The organism is Mycobacterium sp., from assembly GCF_035570115.1.
Taxonomy (GTDB): Bacteria; Actinomycetota; Actinomycetes; order Mycobacteriales; family Mycobacteriaceae; genus Mycobacterium.
On record NZ_DATMLH010000245.1, the window covers coordinates 1 to 5,273 of the forward strand.

A 5,273-nucleotide genomic window follows, 5' to 3' on the forward strand; every position below is an offset into this window, starting at 1 on the left:
CCAGGATGAGCGAGCTGCTCAAGGTTCTGCCCGAGAAGCAACGCGAAATCCTGATCCTGCGCGTGGTGGTCGGATTGAGCGCTGAGGAGACGGCCAGCGCCGTCGGCAGCAGCGCCGGAGCCGTACGCGTTGCCCAACACCGCGCCTTGGCGCGGCTGAAATCCGTAATTGTTGCAGCGGGGCGAGATTATGTCTGAGTCGACTCATTCACCGTTTGATCAGCCTGATCCGGGCGCAGTGGCCCGCACCGAGGGCTTCATCGACGCACTGGCAAAACGTGAGCCGACCGATGTCGGCGACATCGCGGACCACGGCGGCGCCGGCGACAGGGTGCTGGCCGGGCTGCTGGAGGACTGGCGCGACGAGTTGAGGACCCCGGTGCCGCCCTGGTTCTGCACGGCGCGGGACGCCGTCGCCGCGTTGGATCGCGGGCGGGTAGCCCGTCGTCGTATCCACCGTCGTATGGCGCTGGTGGGGGCCCTGGCCGCGACCGTGCTGAGCGTCGGCGGATTCGTCGCCATGATGGGCGAGGCCCAGCCCGGCGACACGCTTTACGGCGTCCACACCAGGGTGCTCGGCGAGCCGGCTTCGGTGCACGATGAGCGGATCGCGCGGTCCGCCCAGGACGACCTGGACTCAGTCGAGCAATTGATCACGTTGGGTCAGTGGGATGAAGCGCAAGACAAGCTGGCCTCGGTCAGCGACCGGGTACAGACCGTCATGGACAACGATCGCAAACAGGACCTGGTCGAGCGGGTGAACCTGTTGAACGCGAAGGTTGCCAATCGTGATCCCCATGCGACGGCGGCGCCGAGTCAGCAGCCCAACTCGGTGGGCGGTTGAGGCGAAAAGGCCTGGTTAGCGACTGGCCGTGATGCCTCGGAATATCTAGGTTTCCGAGGTCGCCTCGTTGAGTGAGGCGTCGGCGTACCCCCGGCAGTAATCCCAGGTGACGTAGGCGTCAGGCTCGGGGTCATAGGCCGGCTCGTGCGGACGGACCGTGCCGTCGACCAACAGCTGCAGCAGGTTGGCGCGCAGCATGTCCCAGTCGTGGTAGTGGTCCTGCTGACACTCGTCACAACACACCACCAGGCCGCGGATACCCTTCTGCGCCAGCAGGGCTTCGTAGACCGCCAGGTCGGCCAAATCGGCCTCGACCGCCATACGCTCCTGGGGGTCAAGCGGCTGGCCGGGCTCGACGGCGTCCAGCGCCGCCGACGGATCACATGGGTCGTCGGCAAAGGGATCGGGCGGCAAACCCGGCGGGAGGTAGTCGCGCACGGGTCCACACTACGCAGCCGGGCGGGTATCACGCCAGCGCTATGCGCGCAGACCAGCCCCCATGTCGCCGCCCTGCGAGCCGCCCCCGGCGCGCGTCGCCGCTGCGTCTCAAGGTCAGGCTGCCCGCCTCGCCCCCTAGCCGCTACGCGGCTGGGGGTACTCCCACCTCGCACCCTGCGCGGCGCGCATCGTCGGCGGGCGGAGCCGATAGGATGAGGCTCTTACTCCGCATGCGTATGGGAGGGCCCCGGCAATGTCATCTGGCTTGTCCCGTCTTGAAGGCAGCGGCGACCTGATTGTCGAGCCGTACGTCCGCGTCGGTGGCCTCGCCGACGACCCGGTGCCCACCGGAGGTGACGATCCGCACAAGGTCGCGATGCTGGGCCTGACCTTTGATGACGTCCTCCTGCTGCCGGCTGCCTCAGATGTGGTGCCCGCCACTGCGGATACCTCCAGCCAGCTCACCAAGAAGATCCGGCTCAAGGTGCCGTTGGTCAGCTCGGCGATGGACACCGTCACCGAGTCGCGGATGGCCATCGCGATGGCCCGGGCCGGCGGCATGGGCGTGTTGCACCGCAACCTGTCGGTCGGCGAACAAGCGGGCCAGGTCGAGATGGTGAAGCGGTCGGAGGCGGGCATGGTCACCGATCCGGTCACCTGCCGGCCGGACAACACGCTGGCCGAAGTCGATGCGCTGTGCGCGAAATTCCGGATCTCCGGGCTGCCGGTGGTCGACATTTTCGGTGCGCTGGTTGGGATCATCACCAACCGCGACATGCGCTTCGAGGTCGACCAGACCAAACCGGTCGCCGAAGTGATGACCAAGGCTCCGCTGATCACCGCCCAGGAGGGCGTCAGCGCCGACGCGGCGCTGGGCCTGCTGCGCCGCAACAAGATCGAGAAGCTGCCGATCGTCGACGGTCACGGCCGACTGACCGGGCTGATCACCGTCAAGGACTTCGTCAAGACCGAGCAGCACCCGCTGGCCACCAAGGACTGCGACGGCCGATTGCTGGTTGGCGCCGCCGTCGGGATCGGCGACGACGCCTGGGTGCGGGCCATGACGCTGGTCGACGCGGGAGTTGACGTTCTGGTTGTCGACACCGCGCACGCGCACAATCGGCTGGTGCTCGACATGGTCGGCAAGCTCAAGGCCGAGGTCGGCGACCGGATCGAGGTGGTCGGCGGCAACGTCGCCACCAGGTCGGCGGCCGCGGCGCTGGTCGAGGCCGGCGCCGACGCAGTCAAAGTCGGTGTGGGTCCAGGTTCGATCTGCACCACCCGGGTGGTGGCCGGCGTCGGGGCGCCGCAGATCACCGCGATCCTCGAGGCAGTAGCGGTCTGCGGCCCGGCGGGCGTGCCGGTGATCGCCGACGGCGGACTGCAGTACTCCGGCGACATCGCCAAGGCGCTGGCCGCGGGCGCATCGACGGCGATGCTGGGCTCGCTGCTGGCTGGCACCGCCGAGGCCCCCGGCGAGCTGATCTTCGTCAACGGCAAGCAGTTCAAGAGCTACCGCGGCATGGGGTCATTGGGCGCCATGCAAGGGCGTGGGGCTTCGGGGGAGCCGGCCAAGTCGTACTCGAAGGACCGCTATTTCCAAGACGACGCGCTGTCCGAGGACAAGTTGGTGCCCGAGGGCATCGAGGGCCGGGTACCCTTCCGCGGGCCGCTGTCGTCGGTGATCCATCAGCTCACCGGTGGGTTGCGCGCCGCGATGGGATACACGGGGTCCAACACCATCGAGACGCTTCAGCACGCGCAATTCGTTCGGATCACGCCGGCGGGCTTGAAAGAAAGCCATCCGCACGACATCACCATGACCGCCGAAGCGCCCAACTACTACGTGCGGTGAACCGATCGAGAAGGGTCGCTCATGCGTGACATGGTCGAGATCGGCATGGGCCGAACGGCAAGGCGCACTTACGAACTCGATGCCATCAACATCGTGCCGTCACGGCGCACCCGCTCTTCGCAGGACGTGTCGACAACGTGGCAGCTCGACGCGTACCGGTTCGAGATCCCCGTCGTCGCCCATCCGACCGATGCGCTGGTGTCGCCGGAATTCGCCATCGAGCTCGGCCGGCTCGGCGGTCTGGGAGTGCTCAACGGCGAAGGGCTGATCGGCCGACACGCGGACGTGGCCGCCAAGATCGCTCAGGTCACCGAGGCGGCCGCCAAAGAGCCCGAACCGTCGGCGGCCATCCGGCTGCTCCAGCAGCTACACGCCGCGCCGCTGGATCCCGAGTTGCTGGCCGCCGCTGTGTCCCGCATCCGCGACGCCGGGGTGACGACCGCGGTGCGGGTGAGCCCGCAGAACGCCCAGGCGTTGACGCCGGGGCTGGTGGCCGCGGGTATCGACCTGCTGGTCATCCAGGGCACGATTATCTCCGCCGAGCGCGTCGCGCGCGACGGTGAGCCGCTCAACCTGAAGACCTTCATCTCCGAGCTTGACGTGCCCGTGGTGGCCGGTGGGGTGCTCGACCACCGCACGGCGCTGCATCTGATGCGCACCGGCGCGGCCGGGGTGATCGTCGGCTACGGCTCTACCTGGGGGGTGACCACCAGCGACGAGGTACTCGGGATCAGCGTGCCGATGGCGACCGCGATCGCCGACGCCGCGGCTGCCCGGCGCGAGTATCTCGACGAGACCGGCGGCCGCTACGTCCACGTGCTGGCTGACGGGGATATTCACACGTCCGGCGAGCTGGCCAAAGCCATCGCCTGCGGCGCCGACGCCGTCGTGCTCGGGACGCCGCTGGCCGAGGCGGCCGAGGCGCTGGGCGACGGCTGGTTCTGGCCGACGGCCGCGGCGCACCCGTCGCTGCCTCGCGGGGCGCTGCTGCAGGTCGCCGTCGGCGAGCGCCCGCCGCTGCGCCAGGTGCTGGGCGGCCCGTCCGACGACCCGTTCGGCTCGCTGAACCTCGTCGGTGGCCTGCGCCGCTCGATGGCCAAGGCCGGCTACTGCGACCTCAAGGAGTTCCAGAAGGTCGGCCTGACCGTCGGAAACTGAGCGCACCGCACCAGCGGCACGCTCAGCTTGACTAACCTCAGAAGCTAGTCAGCAACGACACGAAGGGGTCGAGACCCGTCAAGAGGTCCCCGCCGGTCAGCAGCGAACCGAGGCCGTCGCCGCTCCCGAGCAGCGAAGTGAGGTCCGAGCCGCCGAGGAGGTCGCTGATGGGGAAATTCCCTAGCGGGGTAATGAGGTCCTCGGTCACCGTGGGAGCGTCGCCGCTGATCGTGCTCGGGACACTTTCTAAGGAAATCCCGAAATCGAGGCCCGATGAGGGGTCGAGCAGGATGGTGTCCGTCTCAGTGCCCACGTTGCTGGCGAGGGCGCCAGAGTCGGAGCCTATAGGGGAGACGAGGTTTTCGGTGACGCCTGGGGCGCTGAAGGCTGCGGTGACGTCTGTCGATGTGTCGGTGAAGAGCGGATTGCTGTAGATGTTGATGAGCTCCGTCTCACTCCCGGCCTCCGGTCCGGTCGCGAGGACGGGCGTTGAAGTGCCGTCGACGCCGGTGTCGTAGTTTGCCAACAACTCAGTCTCTGTAGTGTCCGTCCCCAAACCGCCGAAGGCCGGCAGTGTCGTAATGTCATATGGGTTCGTGGTGGCATCTCCGGTTAACGCACCGAAAGTCGAGAGGTCGGTGGCTGTTACCGGGTCAACGGCAAAGACGTCGGTGGGGTCGGCGGCGGCGAGCGGGCTGGCGACGCCGGAGAGCAGCGCGGCGCCCAGCAAAGCACCCGCACCCGTGCCGAGGCCGAGTGCTATACGACGATTATTCATTGACAAGTCCCCCTATTAAGTGTCTGGCTTGCTGACAGCTTCCTGAGACGGGAGCTTATTGCATGGCAAGAAAAATGTCTCAATTAGATGGCAAATTGGAAACGATCCAATAAAGGCGGGGCGGTCTCCACACCGCACCAGCAACACAGGCCAGGCCGGCGACGCTCTGCGCAGCCAGGTACGAGTTGGCGACCTTGCTGG

6 protein-coding genes are annotated in these 5,273 nt (G+C 67.3%); 4 read left to right on the top strand and 2 right to left on the bottom strand.

The features are described from left to right. A partial coding sequence (locus tag VNW74_RS22795; RefSeq protein WP_325681013.1) for a sigma factor-like helix-turn-helix DNA-binding protein occupies positions 1-197 on the top strand: 197 nt, incomplete at its 5' end. Continuing rightward, positions 190-843 carry an anti-sigma-D factor RsdA gene (locus VNW74_RS22800; protein WP_325681015.1) on the top strand — a complete coding sequence of 218 codons (654 nt, stop codon included), beginning with the start codon at positions 190-192 and terminating at the stop codon, positions 841-843. The genes VNW74_RS22795 and VNW74_RS22800, both read left to right, overlap by 8 nt. A gap of 45 nt (positions 844-888) precedes the next feature. Here the strand turns inward: VNW74_RS22800 and VNW74_RS22805 are convergent, their stop codons facing one another. Then, positions 889-1,281, bottom strand: coding sequence for a DUF5319 domain-containing protein (locus VNW74_RS22805; RefSeq protein ID WP_325681017.1), 393 nt, complete (start codon positions 1,279-1,281; stop codon positions 889-891). Positions 1,282-1,534: 253 nt separating this feature from the next. Here VNW74_RS22805 and guaB point away from each other — a divergent pair, with 253 nt between their 5' ends. Continuing rightward, entirely contained in the window at positions 1,535-3,136 is a 1,602-nt protein-coding gene (gene guaB / locus VNW74_RS22810) for an IMP dehydrogenase (protein WP_325681019.1), read from the top strand. Between the two features lie 30 nt (positions 3,137-3,166). After that, positions 3,167-4,294, top strand: a complete 1,128-nt coding sequence (locus tag VNW74_RS22815) for a GuaB3 family IMP dehydrogenase-related protein (RefSeq protein WP_325681022.1) — start codon at positions 3,167-3,169, stop codon at positions 4,292-4,294. A gap of 37 nt (positions 4,295-4,331) precedes the next feature. Here the strand turns inward: VNW74_RS22815 and VNW74_RS22820 are convergent, their stop codons facing one another. Beyond that, the gene (locus tag VNW74_RS22820) at positions 4,332-5,072 is read right to left on the bottom strand and encodes a hypothetical protein (RefSeq protein WP_325681021.1); all 741 of its coding nucleotides are present in this window, start codon (positions 5,070-5,072) and stop codon (positions 4,332-4,334) included. Between the last annotated feature and the right edge of the window lie 201 nt (positions 5,073-5,273).